The organism is Microbacterium terregens, assembly GCF_039534975.1.
Lineage (GTDB): Bacteria > Actinomycetota > Actinomycetes > Actinomycetales > Microbacteriaceae > Microbacterium > Microbacterium terregens.
The window spans coordinates 387688-412931 of record NZ_BAAAWH010000001.1; the positions used below are offsets into that span (position 1 = coordinate 387688).

The following is a 25244-nucleotide window of genomic DNA, read 5'->3' on the forward strand; positions in this document are numbered from 1 at the left end:
CCGCTACTTCCGCAGCTCGAAGGTCGTCGCGCCGACCTTGATCGGTGCACCCGAAGTGATGGGCACCGGTGAGCTGACCCGCGCGCCGTCGTGCCAGGTTCCGTTCGTCGAGTCCAGGTCCTGGATCATCCACTGCTCGCCCCAGAGCACGAGGCGCGCGTGATGGCTCGAGGTGTAGTCATCGCGGATCACCAGTCCGGATTCGCTGGATCGCCCGATGGTGAGCGGCTCGGTGCCCAGCGGAAGCTCCAGCCCGGCCTTCGGGCCGCTGGTGATGACGATGCGCGAGACGGCGGCGGTCGTTGCCGGCCCGCCGCGCACGCCGGACGGAGCCGCTCTCTGCGGAGCGACGGGAGCCGTGGCACGTGCCGCGGCGGCGGGTGCCGGTGCTGCCGCGGGCGCCGGCTCCGGCAGCCGCCGTACCTTCACGCCGAACAGGTCCGCGCGCAGGGAGTACACGACAGCGAACACGAAGAACCACAGCAGCAGGAGGAATCCCACCTGCAGCAGGAGCAGGGTCAGTTCACTCACCGCAGCGGCCCTCCGTCGCGCATGTCGTAGGCGCGTGTCGCATCGGCGGCCGGCTGCGCCGGGCGTCCTGGAGCAGCCTGCGCGACGACGTGGAAGACGATGTCGGTGCGCCCGATGGTGACGGTCGAGTCGGGCGGGAGACCTGCCTCGGTCACCTTGCGGCCATCCAGCAGTGTTCCGTTCGTGGACTGCATGTCGCGGACCATCGCGCGCTCGCCGTCCCACAGGATCTCCACGTGCTTGCGGCTGGTGCCGGAGTCCGAGATCGTGATGTCGGCGTCGCTGCCCCGGCCGATGACCGTGCGCGATTTCACGATCGGATGCCGCTTGCCTTCGACGTCGAGAACCCCCCGCCACGCCACGCGGCCCTCGGCGGTCGAGGAGTTCACGCGCAGGGTACCGGTGGACAGCTGCGGGTCGCGTTCGAGGGTGATCGAAACCGGGCCTGCGAACGTGTAGCCCTGGGACTTGGCGTGCTTGTGCACGAGGGTGTCGAGCTCGTCGGCGAGGGCGCCGCCGAGCGTGCGCATGCGCTCGTCGTCGGCGGTGGCAAGGTGCACGATGAACGTGTTGGGCGCCAGAATCCGGTCGCGGCTCACGACGGCGGCCTTCTTGTCGAGTTCGCTGCGCAGCGCGGAAGCGATCTCGACGGGCTGGATACCGCTGCGGAAGGTCTTCGCGAACGCGCTGTTGACGGCGCGCTCGAGACCCTTCTCAAAGCTGTCAAGTAGTCCCACACGACTCCTTAGGCAGGGATGCCAGTCGGTACATGCTAATTGCATACGCTGGGCGGAGCTGGGAACGTGGCGGGGCGGGATCCGGGGTGCACGCCGGCGGCAGCGCGTTTCTGCTCCGAGAGGCTGGCGGAGGTCGCGCGACTGCTCCGGCGGCGGTGCGCGTGGCTGATGCATTCTCTGTCGGTGGGCGGGCTGCCTGGTCGAGGGCGGATGCGGGGCGATTCGGACGCGATGCAAGTCACGTCGGACCGCGTGATATCCTCGGGAAGTTGAGTTGCGCAGTATCTCCGGATGCCGCATCTCGCGCGAGTGGCGGAATAGGCAGACGCGCTGGCTTCAGGTGCCAGTGCCCGAAAGGGCGTGGGGGTTCAACTCCCCCCTCGCGCACGAAACGTAGATGGCCCCCGAAAGGGGGCCTTCTTCGTTTCCGCTACTCCAGCGTGGGAACCAGCACCAGCACGATCTCCTCGATCTCACGTCCGACACCGGGCGCGAACTCGATGTCGCGGGAGACCTCCGTGAAGCCCACTTTGGTGAGGACGGCGCGGGATGCCGCGTTGTGCGCGGCGACACGGGCGAACAGCGGCCGCTCCGGCTCGCGGGACACGAGCAGGCGGAGCGCTTCGGTCGCGACGCCGCGCCCCCATGCGTGGCGGGCGATCCAATAGGTGACCTCCCGCTCGCCGTCGGCGGAGAACAGTGCCGCCGTCCCCGCGAACCCCCCGGCCTCGGTGACGACGTAGAGAGCGACATCCGCGGTCCTGCGCTGCTGCGCGATCCACTCGTCGAACACGGCGCGATCTTCCGGATCGGCGGCGGTGAACGCGGCCATCTCCACCGCCGTTCGGTCGCGCATCATGTCGAAGATCGCGTCCAGGTCGTCCTCGTCCAGGTCGCGCAGTTCGATGTGACTCACGCCGTCAACGGTATCGAGGGGTCGCGACAGGCGTAAGTGTCGATCACGCCAGGCCGTGCAGTTCGCGCAGGATCGTCTCGGCGCGCGCACCATCGCGTACGGCGATCGCATCGCGGAAGTCGACGTACCCCGCGGTCCGCTGGATCGGGCACTCGACGAACGGATGCCATCCCGCCAGGTTGCGTCGGATCGCAAGCTCGGCCTCGCGGATCACCCGGAGGAAGACGACGTTCTCGCTGTCGGCGACGATGCGGTCCAGGAGCCGCGACGTCGCGGCCATGATGCCTTCATGATCGTCGATGCGGGATGCCGCGATGATCGCATCCGCGTGCTCCAGGCTGCGGGTCAGGTCTTCGTCGGAGCAGCGCCGCAGGGCGAGGCGCAGCGCGTTCCCCATGAGGTACACGAAGAACTCGTTGGTGTCCGCGTGCGTGCGCTCGCTGGGAACGGAGACGCGGGTGTAGCGATTGGGGGAGACCTCGACCAGGCCGGTTCGCTCCAGCCGCTGCAGGGCTTCGCGGACGGGGGTGCGGGACACGCCCAAGTGCTCGGCCAGTTCCTGGTCGCGCAGCCGCTCGCCCGCACTGAGCCGGCCGTCCAGGATCGCCTCGCCGAGGAGCGTGTACACCTCGTCGCCGAGCACGGTGCCCTGCGGTTCGAGCGGTGGAAACGGGGATGTCATTGCGCGCCCATTGTACGACTGCCGATTCAGCGGTATGGATCGTCGATGTCCGATGCGATTCGGGAGCGGATTCCCTCGCCGAAACGCTGATATATCGGTAGAGTGTGCGGTGGTCACGCCATGCGTGGCCTATCCGGGGGGATCCGTCGACGCCCGGGCTTCGAGTGTCTTTTCTCGGCCCGGGCGGACGATGGCAGAGTGCAACATTTGTGTCACCTTCCTTCCCGATTTTTCTCGCTATCAGACGAGTTTTCGGTACCCTGAGCGGGACTCGACGCAGATGGCGCGGGCACAAGAGAACGGCACTACTACATGAGTACCCAGGGCACGGTCAAGTGGTTCAACGCGGAGAAGGGCTTCGGCTTCATTGCTCCTGATGATGGCGGCGCTGACGTCTTCGCGCACTACACCGCGATCCAGTCGGGCGGTTACCGCTCGCTTGAAGAGAACCAGCGCGTCGAGTTCGAAGTAGCCCAGGGCCCGAAGGGCCTGCAGGCTGAGAACATTCGTCCGGTCTGACGACCTACCTCGCGGCGCTCGCGCCGCGACATGCGGGGCGTTCGCGGACGGGTTCTCGTCGGATCAGTCGCGTTCGCCCCGCATGAGTTCCACGCCGGCCCCAGCGAACTGCCGCAGCGTCGCGTCGGGGAGGAAGGCACGGGTGAGTCCCGCGCCGATGCGGGTCAGGTCGCTCTCGTCGCGGAACAGCAAGTACATCGTTTCGTACCGCGGGTGGAACTTCTCCTTGAACCGGTGCAGCGAGCCGAACCCGTAGACGGGCTCGAGCATGGTCGCCAGCCAGTCCGAGAGACCGGCGATCGCACCGGCATCCGGTGGATAGTCGTGAGCCAGCGGCGCTCCCGACAGCGACATGATCTCCGCACCCTCCTCGGAGAAGTGCTTTGCGGACGAGCCGATCAGAAACTCCATCACAGGACCGAATCCGCCGTCACGGCGCCGCATCAGATCCAGCGTCCAGCCGCGCACGCGGCCGTCGCCGCCGTAGATCGGCAGCCAGGACAGGAAGCCGTCCACGTCGCCGTTCGCCGAGACCGCGACGGCGAGGCGCACCTCGGGGTCCTTGGCCTCGTCCAGGGTGCCGAGGGTGAACCCCATCTCCGGCAGCCCCTTGTCACCGACCCACATCTCGGAGATGGCGCGCAGCTGCTGCTGAATTCCCCAGGACTCGTCGGACAGTCGCGTCATGCGGAAGGTCACGTCCTCGCGGACGGCCCGGTTGATCGACGTGCGCACCGCCGACCACGCCTTGCCGGTGAACTCGAGACCGGGAAGGTCGACGATGGTGTCGTCGGCCACCACGATGCTGCGCCAGCTCTCGGGCACGGCGGCCTTGGTCGCATCGCTTGCGCTGAAGAAGCACGGGATCAAGCCGGCGCGCTCGGTCATCGTGATGAAGTCCTCGACCGACTGGGCGCGTGATCCCTCCGGGCCGAGGGGGTCGGCCAGAGCGATCGCCACTCCCGCCCGCTTCTGATAGGCGACGATGCCGTCCGCCGTCCTGGCGTAGCTGTTGCCCCGCCACGTCGTCATCCAGGACAGCGTGCCGCCGCCGTCGGCGTGCAGCGCGTCCTTGACGTCGTCGACCGACGGCTCGGCGCCGACGCCGATCGTCGCCTTCCGGTGAGCGGCGAACGCGCCGCGCACCCAGAGGAGGTACACCAGCAGGATGCCCCAGAGTGCGGACTGCGCGATGGCCACGCTCACATCGCCGACCGAGCTTTCGATCTCGGCACCCGGCACGAACACGAGCAGCGTCACAAACAGCAGCCCGGTCAGGACGTTGAAGACACCCAGAATGATGCTGACGACCCACGCCCACCGTCGGCCGCGGCGCAGCCCGTTCGCCACGACCAGCACGACGACGATGTCGATCCCGATGTCGAGGATCGACCCGCCCGTCGCGGTGGTGCGGCCGAAGGGCCCGTCGGTCGGCACGAGGAAGGTCAGGATCTCGACGGCGAGCAGGACGAGGATCGTCACGAACGCCAGAAGCCGCTGCTCGCGCAGAGTGGTGCGCTGAAGTCGCAGCGACCGGTCGACGAACAGCACCAGTACGACCGCGACCGCGTGCTCGAGGTCGGCCAATGATCCCCAGAAGAAGAGGCTAACGACCGTGAATCCGAGCAGCACCACCCACGCCCGGACGCGCCAGGGGGCGGCGAGCAGTCCTGCGGCGGCGGCGATGCACGCCATCGCTCCCCCCGACGGGCCGACATCCAGCACCAGGGCCTCCGCCTGAGCCCACGGCCACGGCAGAAAAGCGAACAGCCATACGAGCAGGGCGCTGGCGAAGATCGCGAACAGCTGACCGATCGTGTAATAGGCGATGGCGACCCGGGAACCACGTCGGAACTCGAGGTAGGCCATGCCGACGAAGCTGGCGATCGTGAGGATGTAGACGAGCGGGTGGTTGACGAAGAACGTGCCGGTGATCGGGGTCCACCAACGCCCTTCGAGGAAAGCGGGCAATCCGTACGCGACGCTCTCCCACAGCGGTGAGTCCTCGAACGGACGCCAGAGTCCAGCGAAGACGACACCGACGATCAGGAGCAGGGCGACCATGGTCAGCGTTGCCGGAATGCGGCTCGCCACGATCACGAGGGGATGGCGCGGCTTGGTCTGCACGTCGGTCATGGCTTCACGATAGCGGCGACCGCGCTGCCCTCCATTCCGAGACCGACTGTCTCAGCCTCCGGTGAGCCGGTCGTAGTCCGCGAGGGCCTTGGCGTCCTCGGCATCCCGCATCGCGCGTCGGGCGGCATCCAGCGCCTCGACCGGATCCTGCACCTGGCGGGCCGCGGCAAGCTCGCGCTGGGCGGAGACCAATCGCGATCTCGCATCCGCGCCCGCGCGGGCATGACCCAGGGATGCTTCGGCATGCGCCACCGCATTGCGGGCCGCCGCGAGTGTTCCGGGCAGAGCGGTGCGCGCACCGCGCAGGCGCTGCTGCGCGGTGCGCGCGTCGCCGAGCGCAATGTCGAGGCGATCGCGCAGGCGCGCGATGCGGTCGATCGTCCACGTCGGTCGCAGCGCGGCATCCGCCTCGAGCGAGGTCAGCTCGGCCTCGACGACGCGCAGCTCTGCTCCCAGACGGGCGGCATCCACCGGATCGAGCTGGTCGCGTGTTGTGAACGCCTGCCGCAGGGCGGTGCGGGCCGCAGCGAACTCGTCGGGAACAGCCTGCGCGGCCTGCATGGCCAGGCGGTGGGTCTCTTCCATCGTGCGCGCCTCGACCTCGGCGCGGCGCAGGGCGCGCTCGGCCTTGGCGAGGTCGACCAGTGCCGTGCGGGTCGGGTCGTCGGCCGTGCGCGCCGCGTTTGCGAGGTGGCTCGCCGCCTCGTTCGCACCGTCGACGGCGGCTCGGGCTGCCCGGGACGCGTCCGCCCACTCATCCTCGGCGAAGCGCGACGAGAGTTCGGCGACCAGCGCGGCAGGGTCGCCCATCGTGGCGCGCAGGCCGGCCAGGCGCTGCTCGGCGGCGGCGATCTGCGCTCCCGCCGACACGTTGGCGCGCACCCAGCCCGCATGCTCCGCGCGGGCAGCCGAGATCGTGGCGATGGCCTCGGCGCTGCGCCGCTCGATGCGCGTGGAGACGCGTCGGATCTCGTCGGGAGTCACACTCTCGTCGGAGATCTCCCGGTACTCCTCGAATGAGGCATCCCGCACGTGCTGGGCGGTGAGCCGGGCACGGCGCAGGGACGCCGGAGCGCCTCCGCCGTACAACGCCCCGGACAGACCGACCTCGAGGTCGAGCTCGTCGACGGCATCGTCCAGCGTGACCAGGGCCGCGCCCGCGCGCGCGCGCAAGCCGTCCGCGGCGGCACGCGCCCGCGGCGACCGCCGGGCCCTGCGGACCGCCCAGACGATCACCGCGATGGCGATCGCCGTCGCTCCGAAGACGACCACCGCGGGCACCGCCCACGCGAGCGCCCCGCCGAGGGCCTCAGGCATCGGCATCCCCGACCAGGAGGAGGTGGCGAAGCTCATCGACCGTGCTGACGGCCGCCTGCGCTCCGGCCGCCTCGTGCGGCCAGCTGAAGCCCCAGCGCACGAAGATCACGGGCACGCCCTGTTCGGCACCGCCTTCGACATCGTGGTGGCGATCACCTACGAGCACCGGGCGGCTCGTGTCCACGCCCGCCGCCTCCAGCCGCCGCAGCGCCTCGGCGACGATGTCGGATTTGGCCGCGAGCGTCCGCTCGTCAGGGGTGGCGCCGACGATGGCGGTGAAGCACGACGACAGATCGAAATGATCCATGAGCGCGACGACCTGCACCTCGGGCTTCGAGCTCGCCGTCGACTGGGGCACGCCATCGTCGGCGAGCTCCTTGATCAGCTCGGCCACTCCGGGGAACAGCTTGGCGCCGGTCGTGTACCCGTCGGCCTTGCCGAGCACCCGGTAGAAGGCGACGGCCTCGGACGCCTGATCCGCAGTCATGCCCCCGGTGACCTGGAACGACTCGAACATCGGCGGTCCGATCCAGTGCACCAGCTCCGCCCTGGTCGGCGCCGCCTTGCCGAAGTGCTCGAGCGTGATGGTCAGACGCCGCAGGATGCCGTCGGATGCGTCGACGATCGTGCCGTCGACATCCCAGAGCACGCACGTCCACGGCGACCGATTCCCCATGCCCCCAGCCTATGCGGGCACTCTCACCCGCGAGATTGCGATGCCCGCGGCCGTTCACTTGCCCTGGATGTACCGGAAACCGCCCCGGGCGCGTACATCCAGCGCAAGTGAACCGCGGGGTGAGCGTACGTTCGCGCGACGGGAACGCCGGGCGCGGGCATGTCCGCACCGCGAGCCGGCGTCAGAAGAGCCGCGGTGCGCCGGAATCGACGCCCTTCATGCCGTCGTAGTCCAGGGTGACGCAGCGGATGCCGCGGTCCGCGGCGAGGACGCGCGCGTGGGGCTTGATCTCCTGCGCCGCGAACACGCCCGTGACGGGCGCCAGGTGCGGGTCGCGTCCGAGCAGATCGAGGTAGCGCGTGAGCTGCTCGACGCCGTCGATGTCGCCGCGCCGCTTCACCTCGACGGCGATGGTGCCGCCGGCGGCATCGCGCAGCAGCAGATCCACCGGGCCGATCGCGGTCGGAAACTCCCGTCGGACCAGGGTGAGGCCGTCGCCGATGACGCCGACCTGCTCGGCCAGCAGCCGCTGCAGATCGGCCTCGACGCCGTCCTTGACGAGCCCGGGATCGACACCGAGTTCGTGCGACGTGTCGTGCACGACCTCGTAGATCCGAACCAGCAGGGCGTCGCCGGTCTTGGTGTGCGTGACCTTCCACAGTTCGACCACGCCGTCCTCGGCATCCGATTCCTCCGGGGAGGAGACGGTCAGCGTGCACGGCGGACTCATCCAGTTCAACGGCTTGTACGAGCCGCCGTCGGAGTGCACGAGCAGGCTGCCGTCGCCCTTGTGGACGAGCAGGCGGGTGGCCAGCGGCAGGTGCGCGTTGAGGCGACCGGTGTAATCCACCGAACAACGGGCTATGACGAGGCGCACCCGACGAGCCTAGCCCGGGGCTCAGCCGCGGTCGGACTGTGCGTGCGACTTGCCCGCGCCCACGGCCGTGCCGGCCAGGGGCTTGGCGGCGCCCGACGCGAGCCCGGAGGCGACGGCCAGCGCGACCAGGATGTAGAGGGTGTTCAGAAGTCCGATGTTCTCGCTGATGAAGCCCAGGATGGGCGGTCCGCACAGGAAGGAGATGTAGCCGATGGTGGCCGCCGCGCTCACGCGCGCCGCGGCCTTCGCCGGGTCGTCGGCGGCCGCCGACATGCCCAGCGGGAAGCCGAGCGAGACGCCTGCGCCCCACAGGGCTGCCCCGACGAACACCAGCGGGATGGTGGGGGCCAGGATGAACAGGAGCAGGCCCGCCGTGGCGAGAGCGGCAAGGACCCGGAGGGTCCAGACCCTGCCGAACCGGTCGACCAGCGGACCGCCGAAGATCCGCACGACCGTCATGCTCACCGAGAAGACCGTCAGGCCCAGCGCCCCGATCGCCTGAGCGGCGCCGTGGCCTTCGACCATCCCGAGCGCGAGCCAGTCGTTCGCGCCTCCCTCGGCGAACGCCATCCCGAGCATGATGACGCCCAGGGCGTAGGTGCGCGGTTCTCGCCAGGCGGCCAGCGCGGTGTGCAGGCGCTCGCGCCAGTGGCGCTTCTGCGCGGCGTCGACCGGGTCCATGGTGATCTCCCGCGCAGGAACATTGGCATGGGTGACGAAGGCGATGACGACGATGACGACGGCCATCACCGAGGTGTGCACCAGCACGTTCAGGCCGAAGGTCACCGCCAGCGCGCCCAGGCCGGCGCCGATCACGGTGCCGAAGCTGAAGAACGCGTGGAACAGGGGCAGGATCGTCTTGCCCACCTGCTTCTCGATCGCCGCACCCTCGACGTTCATCATCACGTCGACCGCCCCGTTGCCCAGACCGAACAGCGCCAGGCCCGCCACGACCAGGACGTACGAGTGGAACACATCGGTGCCCACGCCGATCACGGCGACGCCGAGAGCGAAGACCAGGATCGCGCCCAGCATGCCGCTTCGCGCACCGAACCTGGCGAGCACGAGCGTGGCCAGCGACAGCCCCAGGATCGAGGCGATGCCCGCGCCGAGAAGCATGAGCCCGATCTGGATGTTGTCGACATCGAGCGCGATCTTGATCGCCGGAACGCGCGATGCCCATGTCGCGATGCTGAGACCGCTCGCGAGGAAGATCGCGAAGATCGCGGCGCGCCAGCGGACGAGCTGCGCGCGGGTGAGGTCGAGTTCCATGCGGGCAACCTTAGCGAATCGATTCGATCACGTCATTCCCGTCGGCGTGTCGAATCGATTCGACTTGCGGCGGAGACGCGCGGTAGCATCGAGGCGCCATGACCGTACGCAGACCCACGATCAACGACGTCGCCCGCCATGCCGGCGTGTCGCCCTCGACGGCGTCCGTGGTCTTCAGCGGCAAGACAGCGGTCTCGGACACCACGCGTCAGCGGGTGCTCGACGCCGCCGGATCACTGGGGTACACCGGGCCCGACCCCCGGGCGGCGTCGCTGCGACGCGGCCGCTCCGGCATCGTCGGCGTCGTTTTCGAAGAGCACCTCGGAGCCGCCTTCCTGGACCCGGTGAAGACGCTCATGATGGACGGCCTCACCGACGGGGTCGCGTCCCTCGGCGCCGGTCTTCTGCTGCTGCGCGACCAGGCGCCGCTCGGCACCGAGCCCACCCTGACCACGGCCCCCCTGGATGCCGCGGTGCTCGTGGGATGCAGCGGGATGCTGCGCGAATCGCTCGACGCGGTGCAGGCACGTGGCATCCCCGTCGTCGTGATCGAGGGCGACGCCGGCGACGGCATCCCTCAGATCCAACTCGACAATCGCGAGGCGCAGCGCCAGGCGGCCAGCCACCTGCGCACCCTGGGTCACACACAGGTCGCCCTGGTCACGCTGCCGGCTCGCGCAGGCTGGGTTCGCGGCCGGCTCGCGGCCGACGAGCGCATCACGATCGACGTCACGCGGGAGCGGCTGGCCGGCGCCCGTGAGGTGTTCCCCGAGGCCCCCGCCTACGCGGCCCAGGGCAGTTCCATCGACGAGGGACTGGCGGCCGGCCGTGCACTGCTGACCGATCCGGCAACGCGTCCGACCGCCGTTCTCGCGCAGAGCGATCTGCTCGCGGCCGGCGTCATCCGTGCCGCGGAGGAGCTGGGACTGCGGGTGCCTCAGCAGCTCAGCGTGACCGGATTCGACGGGATCGTGGTGGACGGGCTCGCACCGTACGAACTGACGACCCTCGTTCAGCCGGCAGCCGAGAAGGGCCGCGCCGCAGGGCAGGCCATCGCGGCGATGCTCGCCGGGCAGACCGCCGCCTCCATCCGGTTCACCTGCGTCTTCCGAGTCGGAAACACCACCGGCCCACGGTCCTGAAACCGGCCCTCCGCGTCCACTCCCGCGCGGGGAGCGCGGATTCGCGCCGTTAGACTTGCTGCGACACGCCGAACGCCCGCGCCGCCGCCCCCGAGCCGTTCGGCCGACGAACACCGAGGAGGCCGCATGCTGCTACTCCTCGGCGCGTTCGCGCTCCTCCCACTGCTGCTGCCGTGGCTGGTCGGACGCATCGGGGCACGAGCGTTCTATGGTGCGGCACTGCTGCCGATCGCGGCGTTCTTCTACACCGCGTGGCAGACCCCCGCCGTCCTCGCCGGAGACATTCCGTTCGAGGCATTCGACTGGATCCCCTCGCTCGGCATCGAGCTCTCTGTCCGGTTGACCACGCTGTCGTGGATGATGGCGCTGATCGTCACCGGCGTGGGTGCGCTGGTGATGCTGTATTGCCGTTGGTACTTCCGGGGCAAGACCGAGGGCGTCGGCCAGTTCTCCGCGGTCCTTCTCGCGTTCGCCGGCGCGATGTACGGCCTGGTCATCACCGACGACCTGATCGTCCTGGTGATGTTCTGGGAGCTGACGAGCGTCCTGTCGTATCTGCTCATCGGGTTCTACAACCGCCGCGCGACCAGCCGCCGTGCCGCACTTCAGGCGCTCCTGGTGACCACTCTCGGCGGGCTCGTCATGCTCATCGGAGTGGTTCTGCTGGTCGTGGACACGGGCACCTCGAGCATCTCCGAGATCCTCGCCGCCGCACCGACGGGCGCGGTCGTGGACGCGGCCCTCATCCTCATCCTGGTCGGAGCGCTCAGCAAGTCGGCGATCTTCCCGTTCCATTTCTGGCTTCCCGGTGCGATGGCCGCACCCACTCCGGTCAGCGCCTACCTGCACGCCGCGGCGATGGTGAAGGCCGGCATCTACCTGATCGCGCTGTTCGCCCCCGTCTTCGCCGCGTCCGCCCCGTGGCGGCCGATCGTGGTCGGACTCGGCGCCCTGACGATGGTCCTCGGCGGGGTCCAGGCCCTGCGCGAGACCGACCTGAAAAGGATTCTCGCATTCGGCACGGTCAGCCAGTTGGGCTTCCTGACGGTCGTGCTGGGATACGGCATTCAGGATGCCGCCCTCGCGGGTCTCGCGCTGCTGATCAGCCACGCGCTGTTCAAGTCCGCGCTGTTCCTGGTCGTGGGCGTGATCGACCGGCAGCTGTCCACGCGAGACATCGGCGAACTGAGCGGCGTGGGCCGCCAGGCGCCGGTCATGGCGACCTTCTCGTTCATCGCCGTCGCATCGATGGTGGGGATCATCCCGACGATCGGATTCGTCGCGAAAGAGACCATCCTCACCGCTTTCCTGCACGAAGCGACCGGTGGCGCCCTCTGGGGGATCGTCGGCCTGGTGGGCATCGTCCTGGGGTCGATCCTCACGGCGGCATACGGCATCCGCTTCCTGTGGGGGGCGTTCTGGACGAAGACGGTCCCCACGCCCGCTCCCAGCGAGCCTGACGCGTTGCGCGAAGCCGCCGGGCGTCTGGGTCCCGCCGGAGGCACGCCTCTGCCGTTGACCGAATGGCCCGATCCGCCGATCGGATTCCTCGGCGCCCCCGTCCTGCTCTCCGCGTTGACGGTCGTGGCCGGTCTCGCCGCCCCTCTTCTGGACACGGTGCTGGCGACCTACGCGGCTCTCGCTCCGGCGGCCTCGGCAGGGGTCGCCGCGCCCGAGCACCCCGCACACCTCGCTCTGTGGCACGGCCTCGAGCCGGCGCTGTGGATCTCACTGGGCACCATCGCCGCCGGTGCCGCGGTGTTCTGGCTGGTCACGGCGACGGGCTGGAAACGGCACATGCTGCCCTTCACGGCGGCGGACATCTACAACGCGGTGCTCCGCGGCGTGGCACGACTCTCGGTCGTCGTCACCACATTCACCCAGCGTGGTTCCCTCCCGGTGTACGTCGGCACGATCTTCGTCGTCTTCGTCGCCGCCGAGGGCACGGCGCTGCTGCTCGGCACGGAGTGGACGGCGCAGCTGGATGCGTTCCAGACGCCCATGCAGCTGGTCGTCGCACCCCTGATGATCGCCGCCGGCCTGCTCGCCGTGCGCGCGCAGAAGCGCTACAGCGGCGTGGTGCTCGTCTCGGTGACCGGCCTCGGCATGGTGCTGCTCTTCGCCACGAGCGGCGCACCCGACCTGGCCCTCACGCAGATCCTGGTCGAGACGGTCACCCTGGTCGCCTTCGCCCTTGTGCTGCGCCGCATCCCCTCACGCATGGGTGAGCACAACGCGTCGGTCTGGCCCGTCGCCCGAGCGGTCCTGGCCGCCGCGGTCGGTGTCACCATGGCCGTCATCGCGATCGTCGCGACCGCCGCACGGTCGGCGAAACCGATATCCGAGTCCTTCCCAGAGCTCGCCTACGAACTCGGCCATGGCAAGAACGTCGTCAACGTGGCGCTGGTCGACCTGCGCGGGTGGGACACGATGGGCGAATTGTCGGTGCTCATCCTGGCCGCGACGGGCGTGGCATCGCTGGTCTTCGTCACGCATCGAGCCGACACGCTTTCGCTCTCGAGCGCGCTCCCGCCGGCGGCCGCGCGCACGCGGCGGCCGCTCGTGGAGACCGACGAAGGGGTGCGTCCCCGTGGCGACAGCGCCGGAGCGGAACGCATGGCCTGGCTCGTGGGCGGCCAGCGCGTGCGACCGGAGAACCGGTCGATCATGCTCGAGGTGGTCGTGCGCGTCCTGTTCCACTCGATCATCATCGTGTCGCTGTACATCCTGTTCGCGGGGCACAACCTGCCCGGGGGTGGGTTCGCCGGCGGACTGGTCGCCGGAATGGCCCTGGTCATGCGGTATGTGGCCGGCGGTCGCTACGAGCTCGGTGCCGCCGCCCCCACCGATGCGGGGCGGCTGCTGGGGACCGGCATGTCGATCGCGGTCGCCTGCGCGATCATCCCGCTCTTCTTCGGCGCGCCCCCGCTGACGAGCGCGTTCTTCGAGATCCAGGTGCCGATTCTCGGCCACCTCGAGTTCGTGACCTCGACCTTCTTCGACATCGGCGTCTATCTCGTGGTCATCGGACTCGTGCTCGATGTCCTGCGCAGCCTCGGGGCCGAGGTCGACCGTCAGACCTACGAGCTGAACGGCGGGTCCTCACCGACCGATTCGAACAGCCGCAGCGGGGTGAGTGGCTGATGGATGTCTCACTCGTTCTGATCGTCGTCATGGCGGTGCTGTTCGCCTGCGGCGTCTACGCGATGCTGGAGCGGAGCCTGACGCGGGTGCTGATCGGTTTCCTTCTGCTGGGCAATGCGACGAATCTGCTGCTGCTGATCGTGATGGGCCAGCCCGGGGTCGCTCCGTTCTTCGGTGCCGCGGCGACGTCCGAGGAGATGTCCGACCCGCTCCCGCAGGCGCTCACTCTCACGGCCATCGTCATCACGTTCGGAATCTCGGCGTTCCTGCTCGCCCTGATCTATCGCTCCTGGCAGCTCGGCCAGGCCGACACCGTCGAGGACGATGCCGAGGACATCGCGCTGCGCGCGCGTGGTGGAGTGGCCGAGGACGCGATGGACGACGAGACCGAGCTGGTCAGCGACGACACCACCACGGACTTCGTCGGGACCGACACCGCCCCCATCACCCTGCTCGGCAGCCGGGACTTCGCCGGTATCCGCGATGACGCCCCCACCGATCGACCGACCGCCCGACGCGAAGAGCCTCCGCGTCGCATCCGGCCCCCCGAAGACGGGAGCGAATCGTGAACGCCCTCGTTCCCCTGCTGGTCACGCTGCCGCTGCTCGGTGCCGCGGCTGCACTGATCGCGGGGCGACACCGCAAGGCGCAGGTCGTCGTGTCGGTCCTGACGCTCACCGCCGTGCTGGTGATCGCCGCGGTGCTCCTGGTGGTCGTCGACGCCGGCAACGCACCCCTCGCCGTCTCGGTCGGCAACTGGCCGATCCCGTTCGGGATCGTGCTGTACGTCGACCGCCTCGCCGCACTGCTGGTCGTCGTCTCGAGCGTGGTGCTGCTGGCGGTGCTGCTCTTCTCCGTCGGCCAGGGCGCCGCCGACGGTGACGATGACACGCCCGTCTCGATCTTCCACCCCTCATACCTGATCCTGGCGGCAGGCATCTTCACGGCGTTCATCGCCGGAGACCTGTTCAACCTCTACGTCGGCTTCGAGATCCTGCTCGTCGCGTCGTACGTCCTCATCACCCTCGGCAGCACCGAGTCGCGCATCCGCACCGGCGTCGTCTACATCGTGGTCTCGCTGGTCTCGTCGATCCTCTTCCTGGCCGCGATCGCGGTGATCTACGGGGCGCTGGGCACGGTCAACATGGTGCAGATCTCCGAGCGGATGACCCAGCTGCCCCAGCAGACCCAGACGGTGCTGCACATCCTGCTGCTGCTCGCGTTCAGCATCAAGGCCGCCGTCTTCCCGCTGTCGTTCTGGCTGCCCGACTCCTACCCGACCGCGCCCGCGCCGGTCACGGCCGTCTTCGCCGGTCTGCTGACGAAGGTCGGCGTCTACGCGATGATCCGCACCGAGACCGAGTTGTTCCGCGAGAACGACGTCAACCTGCTGCTGCTGATCGTCGCGCTCGCGACCATGATCGTCGGCGTGCTCGGTGCCGTCGCGCAGGCGGAGTTGAAGCGCATCCTGTCGTTCACACTGGTGAGCCACGTCGGGTACATGGTGTTCGGCCTGGCCATCGCGACACCGGCGGCGATCGGCGCGACCATCTATTACATGGTCCACCACATCGTGGTGCAGACGACGCTGTTCCTGGCGGTGGGACTCATCGAGCGCAACGCGGGCAGCACGTCGATCCTTCGGGTGAAGGGGTTGATGCGTGCGGCCCCGGTGATCGCGGTGCTGTACTTCATTCCCGCGATCAACCTCGGCGGACTCCCTCCCTTCTCGGGCTTCATCGGCAAGTACGCCCTGTTCAATGCGGCTGCCGAAGTGGGCACGCCGATCATGCTGGTGCTGATCGTCGGCGGCATCGTGACGTCACTGCTCACGCTCTATGCGCTGATGCGGGCATGGAACCTGGCGTTCTGGCGCGAAGAGGACGACTCGGCCGAGACCGAGGCGCGCATCTCGTACCTCGGCGGTGCCCCGGCAGCGGCAGTGGAGACCGAGCGCCGCGTCATCCCTCGCATCATGACCGCCTCCACCGTCGGCATGGTCGCGGTCACCGTGGCTCTGACGATCTTCGCGGGTCCGCTGTACGAGGTGTGCACGCGCATCGGTGCGGCGCTGCTCGAGCCGGTGAGCATCTCGCAGCTCGAGGATGAGGCGGGGCAATGACCGCTCCGATCCACCACACCGCGCGCCCCCGCCACACCGCCGGGCAGACGGCCGGCGACCCGATCCGCGGCGCCGGGCGCGGCGGATCCGGGCTGCTGGTCGGCAAGCGGGGCGTGCTGCAGCAGGTATGGCGCCAGCTGCCATTCTTCGTATGGCTCATTGCGCTGTGGATGCTGCTGTGGGGACAGTTCACCGTCTTGGCGTTCGTCACGGGGCTGATCGCTGCGGTCGCCGTGACCCGGGTGTTCCGGCTGCCCCCGGTGGAGCTGTCCGGGCGTGTCAACATCTGGTACGGCGCGATCTTCGTGTTCTCGTTCCTGTGGGCGGTCGTCCGTGGCTCGCTGACGGTCGCCGCACAGGTGCTCGACTTCCGCCGGCAACCCGGCACCGCGATCATCGCCGTTCCGGTGCGCATGGACGACGACCTGATCATGACCCACACGGCCATCACGGCATCCCTGATCCCGGGATCCCTGATCGTCGACGCAGACCGCGACCGGCGCATCCTGTACCTGCACGTGATCGGCGTGCGCAACGCCGAGGACGTCGAAGCCCAACGGCAGGCCGTGCTGCGGTGGGAGCGCCGGATCGTGATGGCGGTCGGTTCCCGCGCCCAGGTCGCCCTGGTCGCTCCGAGTGCGTCCAATCCGAGTGACGACGCGCCGTCGGGAGGACCGTCATGAACCCGCTGCTCATCGCCATCTACGTCGTGTTCGGCGTCGCCGCGCTCCTGACGCTGTGGCGCATCGTCCTGGGGCCGTCGATCCTCGACCGCGCGGTCGCATCCGATGTCCTCCTCACCGAGGTCATGTGCGTCCTCGGCGCCGACATGGCCATCAACCACCACACGCGTGCTCTGCCGGTGCTGCTGATCATCGCGGCGGTCGGCGTGTTCGGCTCCATCTCGATCGCGCGTTTCGTGGCGAGGAAGGACAACGTCGACCGATGAACACGCCCGCCGCAGTATCCGCCGTCCGCGCCGTCGCCGACAGCTCAGCGACCCGCATCCACTCACCGCTGGATATCTGGCTCGACACGGCATCTCTGGTGCTGATCCTGTTCGGCGCGCTGCTGTGCCTGACCGCGGCGATCGGCCTGCTGCGCTGGCGCGACGTTCCGACCCGATTGCATGCGGCGACGAAGCCGCAAGTGCTCGGGCTCATGCTGATCTGCCTCGCCATCGCCCTGTCGCTGCGATCCTGGCCGGTGGTCGCGTTCCTGATCCCGGTGGTGCTCATCCAATTCGCCACCGCACCCCTGTCCGCGCACATGGTCAGTCGGCAGGCGTACCGCAACGGCACGGTCGATGAGCGTGCCCTGCTGGTCGACGAGCTCGCCGAGTCACGGCAGACACCGCCGGCCGCCGGCGGCTGAGAGAGACCCTTCAGGTCAGGATGCCGGGACCAGGGTCAGCGTGTGGGTGGCGGCCGCGTCGACCGCGGTCGGGCTGAACGCCCAGGGCGTCAGCTCCACCCGCTGCCACGCCGGCGTCTGATCCACGTAGTTGGGGTGGAACGCGTGGCCGCTCGCGCCGGTGAGATGGTTCCAGCCGGACTCGTCGAAGTCCGACAGGTCGACCACCATGCGCATCGACGGGACCGTGACCGTCTCGAACCCGACCCCGATGTTCCAGCCGGTCGCGTTGGTCACCGACGTCCCGCCGCCGACGGGATACGGGCCGCGGTTGAACAGCATCTCGATCGGCGCGATGCCGGATGAGCCGAACGTGCCGCTGGTGAGCGACAGGGCGTGCAGCGAGCCCCAGTTCCACTTCGTCGGGTTGTCGCCCTGCATCGCGACCAGCCGGTCGTACGCCCGGTCCGCGGCGTACGCGAGCATCTCATCGCGGCCGTCGATGTCGAGCTCGGCGTTGGTCCACCACTCCGAGGCGGGATCTTCGAGCAGCTCGTCGACGACGAGGAACAGACGACCCTGCCCGGTGACGGGTGCGGGCGCTTCGCGTCCGGCGACGAAGAGGTCGGTCACCAGTTCGTCCCAGAGCACGTTCGCGTAGGCCGCGGCATCCGAGTCGGCATTGTTCTGCGCATCCCAGGAGCGCAGCAGGTCCAGCGCGGCGTCCGGGCCGCGGCGACCGGTCTCGATGTCCATGTACGCCGAGGCGAGCTGTCTGCCCATCACGAATTCGTTGTCGGCCTGGATTTCGCGCATGTCGTCCACGGTCAGTTCGCCCATCGCGGACTTGCGCTGGATCAGATCGACGATGCGCGCGGCACGCCACCCGTAATCCCAGTCGTCCGTCAGGAAGTACGGGAACGTCTCGGTCACGATCGCATTGTTGGCCGTGACGATGTAGCCGGAGGCGGGATTGAACGAGGTCGGCAGCTCCTCGAACGGGATGAAGCCCTGCCACGCGTATGCCGAGTCCCACCCGGGCTGGGGCAGAGAGCCGTCGCCGGCGCCGCGGATCGGCAGCATGCCGGGAGTCTGATAGCCGATGTTCCCGTCGACGTCGGCGTAGACGAGGTTCTGCGCGGGCACGCTGAACTGGGCGGCGGCGGCGCGGAACGCGTCGAAGTCCTGCGCCACATTGAGGGCGAAGATGGATGCCGCGGTGGTGCCGGGCGTGAGCGCGGTCCACTTCAGGCTGACGGCATACTCCCCCTCGGGCGGTGTCGCGGGGGCAGCGGCGATCCCGTCCGTGCCCATCATCGGGTCGGCGGCCATCGCGTCGAAATCGGGCGTGAGGCCCGACACGATCGGTCCGTTTCCTGTCGAGCGGATGCGCAGTTCGACGTCGTCGCCTCCCGCGACGCGGATCGTCTCGGTCCGCTCCTCCAGCGGGATCAGCTGCCCGTCGCGCCAGTACGACTCGCCCTCCAGCTTTTCGAGGTAGAGATCGGTGACGTCGGTGGTGAGGTTGGTGAACCCCCAGGCGATGCGGCTGTTGTGCCCGATGACCACACCGGGGACCCCGGAGAAGCCGAAGCCCGAGACATCGAAGGGGCAGCTCTCCGTCGCGACGCGGCACCTCAGGCCCACCTGGTGCCACACGCTGGGCAGCGCAGCGCCGAGGTGCGGGTCGTTCGCAAGCAGCGGCATCCCGGTCTCGGTCAGGTCGCCCGACACCACCCACGAATTCGAGCCGATGCCCTCCCCGGCGCCGCCGACCAGCGCACTGACGGCCTGCAGAACGTCGTCCGCCTCGGTCCACTCGATCGACGCCGAGGCGACCCCGGCATCGGCCGGACCGGTCGCGATCGCCGACTGCGTCGACGAGAGGGTGGGGACGATCACCGGGTGGCGATCGTAGGGATAGTCCGGGTAGAGCCCGGCGATCTGCTCGGGGGTGAGCGTGGTCGCCAGCAGAGCCCGCTCGCTCTCGGTCTCGAGGTTGGAGCGCAGGTCCCACGCCATGGCCTTCAGCCACGCGACCGAGTCCTCCGGCGTCCACGGTTCGATCTCGTAGTCTGCGTTCTGCAGTCCGAGGATCGCGTATTCGAGGGACGCGTCGGCACCGTCGTGGTCGGCGAGGTAGGCGTTGACTCCCTCGGCATACGCGTCGTAGTAGGACGCGATCCGAGGCTCGAGCGCGGCGACCTCTGCCGCGGCGACCTCGCGCCAGCCGAGTGTGCGCAGGAACGAGTCGGTCTCCAGCTGGGACGCGCCGAAGAGCTCCGAGAGTCGGCCGCTGGTGACGTGGCGGCGGAAGTCCATCTCCCAGAAGCGGTCCTGCGCGTGCACGTAGCCCTGGGCGAAGAACAGATCGTCGCTGCCGGAGGCCGTGATCGTCGGGATGCCGAGATCGTCCCGCTGAACGGTGACCTCGCGGTCCAGGCCCTGGACGGCGACAGTCCCGTCCCGCTGCGGGAAGGAGCGCTGAATGGTCCACACCACGAAGCCGGCGGCGATCAGTGCGACGACGGTGACGCCTGCGACGATGCCGAACACCGTCGCACCGACGATGCGTCCGACGGAACGCGTACGGGGCTGATCCGTCCCCTGGGTCGTGGTGGGCGCGGTGACGGGCTTCAGCATTGAAGGGCTTTCGAGTGAGGTGCCGGGGGAACGCGGTGTCATGCACCGCGATCCGCAGTCCCACGCTTTCGGGTCGCGCGGGCACTGTCAGGCATCGTAACCCCCAGACCTCGCCATGCTGAAGCCTTTGTCGAAGGAGAACGAGGTCCGCCCGTCATGGGCGGTGGATCTCAGTCGGTTCCGGCGTCGTACATCGCGGACTCGGATGCCGCTTCGATGGCCTCGTCGAGGGCTTCGGCCGCGGCATCCGCCGGCGACGCCGATTCGGTGATCTCGTCCGCCTCACCCGACGTGATGCGTCCGACCAGGGCGCCGGTCGCGCCGCCGATGAGTCCGAGGCCCGCGTACTGCTCGAGGCGCGACCGCGAGTCGGCGATGTCGAGATTGCGCATCGTCAGCTGACCGATCCGATCGGTCGGTCCGAACGCGGCGTCGCCGACGCGCTCCATGGACAGCTTCGCCGGGGCGTAGGAGAGGTTCGGTCCGGTGGTGTCCAGGATCGTGTAGTCCTCACCGCGGCGCAGACGCAGGGTGACCGTGCCGTTGATGGTCGAACCCACCCACTTCTGGATGGACTCGCGCAGCATGAGCGACTGCGGCTCGAGCCAGCGGCCCTCGTACATGAGACGACCGAGACGGCGCCCCTGCTCGTGATAGGTCGCGAGCGTGTCCTCATTCAGGATGCCGTTGACCAAACGTTCGTAAGCGATGAAGAGCAGCGCCATGGCGGGCGCCTCGTAGATGCCGCGGCTCTTGGCCTCGATGATGCGGTTCTCGATCTGGTCGCTCATGCCGAGACCGTGACGCCCACCGATGCGGTTCGCCTCGTGGACGAGCTCGACCGGGTCGGCATACTCCACGCCGTTGAGTGCGACCGGGCGTCCCAGGGCGAACGTGATCGAGACGTCCTCGGGAGCGATGTCGACGGCCTGGTCCCAGAACCGCACGCCCATGATCGGCTCGACGGTCTCGAGCGAGACGTCGAGGTGCTCGAGCGTCTTGGCCTCGTGGGTGGCCCCCCAGATGTTCGCGTCCGTCGAATAGGCCTTCTCAGCGCTGTCGCGGTAAGGGAAGCCGTGCTCGGTGAGCCACGCGGACATCTCGGCGCGGCCGCCCAGCTCGGTGACGAAATCAGCGTCCAGCCACGGCTTGTAGATGCGCAGACGGGGATTGGCGAGCAGGCCGTAGCGGTAGAACCGCTCGATGTCGTTTCCCTTGTACGTGGACCCGTCGCCCCAGATGTCCACGCCGTCGTCCTTCATGGCGCGCACCAGGAGCGTCCCGGTCACCGCGCGGCCGAGCGGGGTGGTGTTGAAGTAGGTCTTGCCGCCGGAGCGGATGTGGAAGGCGCCGCAGGCCAGCGCACCGAGGCCCTCTTCGACCAGCGCGCTCTTGCAGTCGATCAGACGAGCCAGCTCTGCGCCGTACTCGAGGGCGCGACCGGGGATCGCATCGATGTCGTCCTCGTCGGGCTGGCCGAGGTCACCCGTGTAGGTGCAGGGGATCGCGCCCTTGTCGCGCATCCAGGCGACCGCGACGGATGTGTCCAGACCCCCGGAGAAGGCGATGCCGACGCGTTCGCCGACGGGCAGTGACTGCAGGACTTTCGACATGGTCTCCAGCTTATCGTCGGCGCTGCGCGGCCTCTGGCCTGCTGCCCAGCCATCCCGAGCCGACGAAGGAGTCATAGACTCCGGGTATGAGCGGTGTGCCCTATCTGGACCTCTCAGACCCGGCCCTGGACGTGACGTCGGCCGGGGTGCATTCGGCGCGTGAGAACAGCTGGTACGCCGAGACCCCGTACGGCTGGGCGGTGCTGCGCTACGACCAGGGCACCGCGATCCTGAAGGACCGCCGGTTCCAGCAGGGCAACGCCCGCTGGCCGGCGCAGAACGGCATCCACGACGGTCCGTGGGCGCAGTGGTGGCAGGAGACCCTGCTCAGCCTCGAGGGCGATGACCACCTGCGACTGCGGCGCCTGCTCGGACCCGCCTTCCGCAGCCGCGCCATCGAGACGATGCGGCCGCAGTTCCAACAGCTCGCGAACGAGCTGATCGACGCGTTCGCACCGCGCGGCCGGGTGGAGTTCGTCGGAGAATTCGCCGAGCCGTACGCCTCCCGCATCCTCTGCCTGCTGCTGGGTCTGCCCGATGCGCAATGGCCGCAGGTGGCGCACTGGGCCGACGACCTCGGCAAGTCCTTCGGTGTCAACGTGCGCGAGGATCTGCCCCGGATCGAGACCGCGCTGGAGGGCCTCACCGGGTACATCGAAGAGGTGGTCGCCGACCGGCAGGCCCGCCCGCGCAACGACCTCGTCACCACCCTGCTCGCCGCGCACGAGTCCGACGACGCCCTGACGCGCCGCGAGCTCAGTGTCGCCCTCGTGTTCCTGGCCTTCGCCGGTATGGAAACCACGCGCAACCAGCTGGGGCTCGCGCTGCAGACATTCCTCGCGCATCCCGATCAGTGGGCGCTGCTGGCCGATCGCCCCGAGCTGGGCGGCCGCGCGGTCGAGGAGGTGATGCGGGTGAACCCCACCGTCACCTGGGTCACTCGCGAAGCGCTCGAGGACGTCGAGCTGGACGGCCTCCGAGTGCCCCGCGGGGGGATCGTCCAGGTGCTCTCACACGCCATCGGGACCGACCCGCGCGCGATGGGCGACCGCGCCGCGTTCGACATCACCGTGGACGACCGCCCGCTGCACAGCGGTTTCGGCGGCGGCGTGCATCACTGCATCGGGCACTTCGTCGCGCGTACCGATATGAGTGTCGCGTTGCCGCTGCTGGCACGACGGATGCCGCAACTCGAGGCGGACGGACCCGGACAGTGGCTGCCCGTGTCGGGGAACACCGGTCCGGTGCGCTTTCCGCTCCGCTTCACGGTCAGCGACTGAGCGGGGCGTCGGGCGCGGCACGCGCCGATCGCTCGCGGTGTGCTTCGGCGCGGCGCCGGCCCCACCAGATCACGAGAGCGCCGATCGCGGTGAGGACCAGGGCGATGAGGACGAAGCGCACACCCACCCCGAAGTATCCGCCCATTCCGAGCAGGCCCCCCGGCGCCGCCTGCGGGTTGAAGAACGTGTAGGGGTACCAGAACGGCTCGCCGTTGCGCGGATCGACGATGAAGGGACCACGGGCCAGCGTGTAGAACCCCCACATGATCGGGTAGAGGGGAAGGATCGCCAGAACGCTCCAGGGGAGGGCGCGCCTGCGGGGCGCGAAGAGGAGGTCGGCCAGCAGGAACAGCGGGATGACGAGGTGAACCACCTCATTGGACCAGATCACCCGGGTCCCCTCCGGCAGCGGCGGCGTGCGGAGGAGGACGTTGTACACGATGCCCGTCCAGATCAGATACGTCGTGACGGCGGCCAGCGCCGCCTCCACGACGAGCGGCTCCTCGGCCCCGCGGCGGTGCTCCCACCACAGCCACATCGCCGCACCGCCCAGGGTGAGCATGGTCAGGATGTTCGTCTGAACGGAGAACAAGCTGAAGAAATTCGCAGCCGTCGTGGGCACGTCCCAACCCCGGTCGACTGCGGCACGGGTGCTTGCGATGAACTGGACGGTCAAGGCCACCGCGATCAGGACGGCGGCGGCGGCACGCGCGACCGCCCAGGCCTTCACATTCACCGCCCGCTCCGCGTGGCCGTGCGCAGCGATCGTCGCGGGTGCCCCGGCCCCAGTGCCGTCATGTTCGTCACCCTATCCGCCCATGCGGATTGCGCAGGTCAACGCACGGAAGCGGTCCCGTCTGTCGGTGGGGTCAGACTAGCCCTGGATAGGATGGGGTGTAACCGTCCGATAACGGGGGAGTAGCCCATGCCAGGCATCGTCATCATCGGCGTCCAGTGGGGAGACGAGGGCAAGGGCAAAGCGACCGACCTCCTCGGAGGCCGTACCGACTGGGTCGTCAAGTTCAACGGCGGCAACAATGCGGGTCACACCGTGGTCATCGGCGACGAGAAGTACGCGCTGCACCTGCTGCCCTCCGGCATCCTCTCACCGGGCGTCACGCCCGTGATCGGGAACGGCGTCGTGGTCGATCTCGAAGTGCTCTTCGCCGAACTCGAGGCGTTGAACGCACGCGGAGTCGACACGTCGCGTCTCCAGATCAGCGCCAATGCGCACATCATCACGCAGTACCACCGCGTTCTGGACAAGGTCACCGAGCGCTTCCTCGGCAAGCGGATGATCGGCACGACCGGTCGTGGCATCGGTCCGGCGTACGCCGACAAGATCAACCGCGTCGGCATCCGCGTGCAGGACCTCTTCGACGAGAACATCCTGCGCCAGAAGGTCGAGGGCGCGCTCGATCAGAAGAACCACCTGCTGGTGAAGGTCTTCAACCGGCGCGCGATCACGTGCGACGAGATCGTCGAGGACCTGCTCTCCTACGCGGAACGGCTGCGTCCCATGGTCAGCGACACCTCGCTGCTGCTCAGCGACGCCCTGGATGCCGGCGACGTGGTGGTCTTCGAGGGCGGCCAGGCGACGATGCTCGACGTCGACCACGGTACCTATCCCTTCGTGACGTCCTCGTCCGCGACCGCCGGTGGCGCGGCCACGGGCGGCGGCGTCGGACCGAACCGGCTGGACCGCATCGTCGGGATCGTCAAGGCCTACACGACGCGGGTGGGTTCGGGTCCCTTCCCGACGGAGCTCTTCGACGAGCAGGGCGAATGGCTGCGCTCGCGAGGCTTCGAATTCGGCACCACGACGGGCCGCCCGCGACGGGTCGGCTGGTACGACGCGCCCATCACGCGCTACGCCACCCGCATCAACGGCATCACCGATCTCGTGCTCACCAAACTCGACATCCTGACCGGCCTCGATGTGATCCCGGTCTGCGTGGCCTACGACGTCGACGGCGTCCGCTTCGACGAGGTGCCGGTCAACCAGTCCGACTTCCACCACGCGAAGCCCATCCTCGAATACCTTCCGGGGTGGACCGAGGACATCTCCGGCGCGCGCACATTCGAAGAGCTGCCGCTGGCCGCGCAGGACTACGTGCTCACGCTCGAGCAGATGAGTGGAACCCGCATCTCGGTGATCGGTGTGGGCGCGGCGCGCGACGCCGTCATCGTGCGCCACGATCTGATCGACTGATGCGCCCCTTCGACGGCCTCAGGGACCGCGAAGCGCATGAGCGGGACGGAACCCGCTGATGCGCCCCTTCGA

Annotated in this window: 22 protein-coding genes and 1 tRNA gene; 11 read left to right on the forward strand and 12 right to left on the reverse strand. The window is 68.8% G+C overall.

Features of this window, described 5'->3' with window-relative positions; all coding sequences use genetic code 11:
* Window positions 1-3: 3 nt before the first annotated feature.
* Together ABD655_RS01885 and ABD655_RS01890 are read right to left on the reverse strand one after the other, a co-directional pair.
* Window positions 4-531 carry an FHA domain-containing protein FhaB/FipA gene (locus ABD655_RS01885; RefSeq protein ID WP_344711147.1) on the reverse strand — a complete coding sequence of 176 codons (528 nt, stop codon included), beginning with the start codon at window positions 529-531 and terminating at the stop codon, window positions 4-6.
* Complete coding sequence (locus tag ABD655_RS01890) at window positions 528-1268, reverse strand: FHA domain-containing protein (protein ID WP_344711149.1); 741 nt, start codon at window positions 1266-1268, stop codon at window positions 528-530. The genes ABD655_RS01885 and ABD655_RS01890 overlap by 4 nt, the downstream gene beginning before the upstream one ends.
* A 303-nt stretch (window positions 1269-1571) precedes the next feature.
* On the opposite strand from ABD655_RS01890, the gene ABD655_RS01895 reads away from it, so the two are divergent.
* Window positions 1572-1655, forward strand: a tRNA-Leu gene (locus ABD655_RS01895).
* Window positions 1656-1698: 43 nt separating this feature from the next.
* Here the strand turns inward: ABD655_RS01895 and ABD655_RS01900 are convergent.
* Both ABD655_RS01900 and ABD655_RS01905 read right to left on the reverse strand, forming a co-directional pair.
* Window positions 1699-2184 (reverse strand): GNAT family N-acetyltransferase, encoded by a 486-nt coding sequence (locus ABD655_RS01900; protein ID WP_344711152.1) that lies wholly within the window; start codon window positions 2182-2184, stop codon window positions 1699-1701.
* A gap of 43 nt (window positions 2185-2227) precedes the next feature.
* Window positions 2228-2866, reverse strand: a complete 639-nt coding sequence (locus ABD655_RS01905; protein ID WP_344711155.1) for a GntR family transcriptional regulator — start codon at window positions 2864-2866, stop codon at window positions 2228-2230.
* Window positions 2867-3178: 312 nt separating this feature from the next.
* Here ABD655_RS01905 and ABD655_RS01910 point away from each other — a divergent pair, with 312 nt between their 5' ends.
* Window positions 3179-3385 (forward strand): cold-shock protein, encoded by a 207-nt coding sequence (locus ABD655_RS01910; protein ID WP_091485579.1) that lies wholly within the window; start codon window positions 3179-3181, stop codon window positions 3383-3385.
* A 63-nt stretch (window positions 3386-3448) separates the two neighbouring features.
* Here ABD655_RS01910 and ABD655_RS01915 read toward each other — a convergent pair whose 3' ends face one another.
* The 5 genes from ABD655_RS01915 to ABD655_RS01935 all read right to left on the reverse strand — a co-directional run bounded on the left by ABD655_RS01915 (window position 3449) and on the right by ABD655_RS01935 (window position 9663).
* Window positions 3449-5521, reverse strand: coding sequence for a bifunctional lysylphosphatidylglycerol flippase/synthetase MprF (locus tag ABD655_RS01915; protein WP_344711158.1), 2073 nt, complete (start codon window positions 5519-5521; stop codon window positions 3449-3451).
* Window positions 5522-5572: 51 nt separating this feature from the next.
* Complete coding sequence (locus ABD655_RS01920; protein ID WP_344711161.1) at window positions 5573-6874, reverse strand: hypothetical protein; 1302 nt, start codon at window positions 6872-6874, stop codon at window positions 5573-5575.
* Entirely contained in the window at window positions 6831-7514 is a 684-nt protein-coding gene (locus ABD655_RS01925; RefSeq protein ID WP_344711164.1) for an HAD hydrolase-like protein, read from the reverse strand. Before ABD655_RS01925 ends, ABD655_RS01920 begins: the two co-directional genes overlap by 44 nt.
* A gap of 181 nt (window positions 7515-7695) precedes the next feature.
* Window positions 7696-8391 (reverse strand): endonuclease NucS, encoded by a 696-nt coding sequence (gene nucS, locus ABD655_RS01930; protein ID WP_344711167.1) that lies wholly within the window; start codon window positions 8389-8391, stop codon window positions 7696-7698.
* Window positions 8392-8412: 21 nt separating this feature from the next.
* The gene (locus ABD655_RS01935) at window positions 8413-9663 is read right to left on the reverse strand and encodes an MFS transporter (protein WP_344711170.1); all 1251 of its coding nucleotides are present in this window, start codon (window positions 9661-9663) and stop codon (window positions 8413-8415) included.
* Window positions 9664-9761: 98 nt separating this feature from the next.
* On the opposite strand from ABD655_RS01935, the gene ABD655_RS01940 reads away from it, so the two are divergent.
* From ABD655_RS01940 to mnhG, 7 genes are all read left to right on the forward strand, one after another.
* Window positions 9762-10805 (forward strand): LacI family DNA-binding transcriptional regulator, encoded by a 1044-nt coding sequence (locus ABD655_RS01940; protein ID WP_344711173.1) that lies wholly within the window; start codon window positions 9762-9764, stop codon window positions 10803-10805.
* Window positions 10806-10931: 126 nt separating this feature from the next.
* Window positions 10932-13949 carry a Na+/H+ antiporter subunit A gene (locus ABD655_RS01945; protein ID WP_344711176.1) on the forward strand — a complete coding sequence of 1006 codons (3018 nt, stop codon included), beginning with the start codon at window positions 10932-10934 and terminating at the stop codon, window positions 13947-13949.
* On the forward strand, window positions 13949-14518 hold the full coding sequence (locus ABD655_RS01950) for a Na(+)/H(+) antiporter subunit C (protein ID WP_344711179.1): 570 nt from the start codon (window positions 13949-13951) through the stop codon (window positions 14516-14518). The genes ABD655_RS01945 and ABD655_RS01950 overlap by 1 nt, the downstream gene beginning before the upstream one ends.
* A complete protein-coding gene (locus ABD655_RS01955) occupies window positions 14515-16071 on the forward strand; it encodes a Na+/H+ antiporter subunit D (RefSeq protein WP_344711182.1) in 1557 nt (518 codons plus the stop codon). Before ABD655_RS01950 ends, ABD655_RS01955 begins: the two co-directional genes overlap by 4 nt.
* Entirely contained in the window at window positions 16068-16754 is a 687-nt protein-coding gene (locus ABD655_RS01960) for a Na+/H+ antiporter subunit E (protein ID WP_344711185.1), read from the forward strand. Before ABD655_RS01955 ends, ABD655_RS01960 begins: the two co-directional genes overlap by 4 nt.
* Window positions 16751-17020, forward strand: coding sequence for an MrpF/PhaF family protein (locus ABD655_RS01965; RefSeq protein ID WP_344711188.1), 270 nt, complete (start codon window positions 16751-16753; stop codon window positions 17018-17020). The genes ABD655_RS01960 and ABD655_RS01965 overlap by 4 nt, the downstream gene beginning before the upstream one ends.
* A complete protein-coding gene (mnhG, locus tag ABD655_RS01970) occupies window positions 17017-17445 on the forward strand; it encodes a monovalent cation/H(+) antiporter subunit G (RefSeq protein WP_378720831.1) in 429 nt (142 codons plus the stop codon). The genes ABD655_RS01965 and mnhG overlap by 4 nt, the downstream gene beginning before the upstream one ends.
* Before the next feature lie 15 nt (window positions 17446-17460).
* On the opposite strand, the gene ABD655_RS01975 is transcribed toward mnhG, so the two are convergent.
* Both ABD655_RS01975 and argG read right to left on the reverse strand, forming a co-directional pair.
* Window positions 17461-20067, reverse strand: coding sequence for a penicillin acylase family protein (locus tag ABD655_RS01975; RefSeq protein ID WP_344711191.1), 2607 nt, complete (start codon window positions 20065-20067; stop codon window positions 17461-17463).
* A gap of 170 nt (window positions 20068-20237) precedes the next feature.
* Entirely contained in the window at window positions 20238-21680 is a 1443-nt protein-coding gene (gene argG, locus ABD655_RS01980; protein ID WP_344711194.1) for an argininosuccinate synthase, read from the reverse strand.
* An 86-nt stretch (window positions 21681-21766) separates the two neighbouring features.
* Here argG and ABD655_RS01985 point away from each other — a divergent pair, with 86 nt between their 5' ends.
* Complete coding sequence (locus ABD655_RS01985; protein ID WP_344711197.1) at window positions 21767-22960, forward strand: cytochrome P450; 1194 nt, start codon at window positions 21767-21769, stop codon at window positions 22958-22960.
* On the opposite strand, the gene ABD655_RS01990 is transcribed toward ABD655_RS01985, so the two are convergent.
* Window positions 22950-23696 carry a Pr6Pr family membrane protein gene (locus ABD655_RS01990; RefSeq protein WP_344711200.1) on the reverse strand — a complete coding sequence of 249 codons (747 nt, stop codon included), beginning with the start codon at window positions 23694-23696 and terminating at the stop codon, window positions 22950-22952. The two genes, ABD655_RS01985 and ABD655_RS01990, sit on opposite strands and share 11 nt — an antisense overlap.
* A gap of 189 nt (window positions 23697-23885) precedes the next feature.
* Here ABD655_RS01990 and ABD655_RS01995 point away from each other — a divergent pair, with 189 nt between their 5' ends.
* Window positions 23886-25172, forward strand: coding sequence for an adenylosuccinate synthase (locus tag ABD655_RS01995; protein WP_344711203.1), 1287 nt, complete (start codon window positions 23886-23888; stop codon window positions 25170-25172).
* Window positions 25173-25244: the final 72 nt, after the last annotated feature.

Coding starts and splice junctions, on each gene's coding strand:
- ABD655_RS01975 (WP_344711191.1), bottom strand. CDS start 20,067: ATGCTGAAGCCCGTCACCGCGCCCACCACGACCCAGGGGACGGATCAG.
- ABD655_RS01950 (WP_344711179.1), top strand. CDS start 13,949: ATGGATGTCTCACTCGTTCTGATCGTCGTCATGGCGGTGCTGTTCGCC.
- ABD655_RS01915 (WP_344711158.1), bottom strand. CDS start 5,521: ATGACCGACGTGCAGACCAAGCCGCGCCATCCCCTCGTGATCGTGGCG.
- ABD655_RS01995 (WP_344711203.1), top strand. CDS start 23,886: ATGCCAGGCATCGTCATCATCGGCGTCCAGTGGGGAGACGAGGGCAAG.
- ABD655_RS01945 (WP_344711176.1), top strand. CDS start 10,932: ATGCTGCTACTCCTCGGCGCGTTCGCGCTCCTCCCACTGCTGCTGCCG.
- ABD655_RS01925 (WP_344711164.1), bottom strand. CDS start 7,514: ATGGGGAATCGGTCGCCGTGGACGTGCGTGCTCTGGGATGTCGACGGC.
- ABD655_RS01965 (WP_344711188.1), top strand. CDS start 16,751: ATGAACCCGCTGCTCATCGCCATCTACGTCGTGTTCGGCGTCGCCGCG.
- ABD655_RS01940 (WP_344711173.1), top strand. CDS start 9,762: ATGACCGTACGCAGACCCACGATCAACGACGTCGCCCGCCATGCCGGC.
- ABD655_RS01905 (WP_344711155.1), bottom strand. CDS start 2,866: ATGACATCCCCGTTTCCACCGCTCGAACCGCAGGGCACCGTGCTCGGC.
- mnhG (WP_378720831.1), top strand. CDS start 17,017: ATGAACACGCCCGCCGCAGTATCCGCCGTCCGCGCCGTCGCCGACAGC.
- ABD655_RS01985 (WP_344711197.1), top strand. CDS start 21,767: ATGAGCGGTGTGCCCTATCTGGACCTCTCAGACCCGGCCCTGGACGTG.
- argG (WP_344711194.1), bottom strand. CDS start 21,680: ATGTCGAAAGTCCTGCAGTCACTGCCCGTCGGCGAACGCGTCGGCATC.
- ABD655_RS01935 (WP_344711170.1), bottom strand. CDS start 9,663: ATGGAACTCGACCTCACCCGCGCGCAGCTCGTCCGCTGGCGCGCCGCG.
- ABD655_RS01910 (WP_091485579.1), top strand. CDS start 3,179: ATGAGTACCCAGGGCACGGTCAAGTGGTTCAACGCGGAGAAGGGCTTC.
- ABD655_RS01960 (WP_344711185.1), top strand. CDS start 16,068: ATGACCGCTCCGATCCACCACACCGCGCGCCCCCGCCACACCGCCGGG.
- ABD655_RS01920 (WP_344711161.1), bottom strand. CDS start 6,874: ATGAGCTTCGCCACCTCCTCCTGGTCGGGGATGCCGATGCCTGAGGCC.